The sequence below is a fragment of the Pseudomonas sp. RW407 genome, from assembly GCF_003176655.1.
Taxonomy (GTDB): domain Bacteria; phylum Pseudomonadota; class Gammaproteobacteria; order Pseudomonadales; family Pseudomonadaceae; genus Pseudomonas; species Pseudomonas delhiensis.
The window spans coordinates 1,086,677-1,087,738 of record NZ_QGSL01000106.1 but is presented as its reverse complement, the minus strand read 5'-3'; the positions used below and the strand labels follow the sequence as shown (position 1 = coordinate 1,087,738).

1 protein-coding gene is annotated in these 1,062 nt (G+C 75.0%); it reads left to right on the top strand.

Features of this window, described 5'->3' with window-relative positions; all coding sequences use genetic code 11:
• On the top strand, positions 1–1,062 hold a 1,062-nt coding region (locus tag DK254_RS21655), incomplete at both ends, for a nitronate monooxygenase (RefSeq protein ID WP_109935810.1).

Here is a 1,062-nt window from a genome sequence, read left to right as displayed (position 1 = left end):
CGCGGCCACCCCCGCCGAGCTGCTGGCGGCGCAGGTGGCCGCCTGCCTGGACCTGCGGGTGCCGGCGGTGGCGCTGTTCTGGGACGTGCAGGCCGAGGTCGTCCGCCGCTTCAAGGACGCCGGCGTGCTGGTGTTGCACCAGGTGGGCCACCGCGCCGATGCCGAGGCCGCGCTGCGCGCCGGCGTGGACGTGCTGATCGCCCAGGGCGTGGAGGCCGGCGGGCACGTCCGCGGCCAGGTCTCGAGCCTGGCGCTGGTGCCGGAACTGGTGGCCCTGGGCGAGGTGCCGGTGGTGGCCTGCGGCGGCATCGCCAGCGGCGCCGCCATCGCCGCCGCGCTGGCCCTGGGCGCCCAGGGCGTGGCCTGCGGTTCGGCCTTCCTCGCCACCGACGAGTCCTACGCCCACGACTACCACAAGCGCTGCCTGGTGGAGGCCGAGGCGGAGCAGACGCTGCTCACCGAGGCCTTCTTCCGCAACTGGCCGATGCCGGCGCCGGTGCGCGTGCTGCCCAACGCCGTGACCCGCGGCGACTACGCAAACCTGCACGCCCGCCGCGAGACGCCGGTGATCGGCGAGCAGGACGGCGGCCCCATCTACCTGTTCTCCACCGATTCGCCGTTGCGCGGAGCCTATGGCCGCCTGGAGGACATGCCCATCTACGCCGGACAGTCCTGCGCCCAACTGCGCGACATCCGTCCGGCGGCCGAACGCCTGCTGCAACTGGTGACCGAGGCCGAGGCCTGCCTGGCCCGGCTGCAGGGCGGCGACGACGAAGCCGACCTGGTCGACTGGCTGCAGGAACTGCTGCGCGCCGAGCGCGCCGGCGCCCGGGTGATGCTCGACAGCGCCCGGCAGACCGAAGACGAGCCACTGCTGCAGCGCCTGCACGCGCTGCACCTGGGCGAGGCGGAAAGCTGCCGCCGCCTGCGCCGCAGCCTGCAGCGCCTGGGCGCCGAGCCCGACCGCGCGCTGGGCGCCTTCCATGCCAAGGCCATGGCCATCGACGACCTGGCCGAGCGCCTGCGCTTCATCGCCCGCGGCCAGCGCTGGGTGGCACGGCG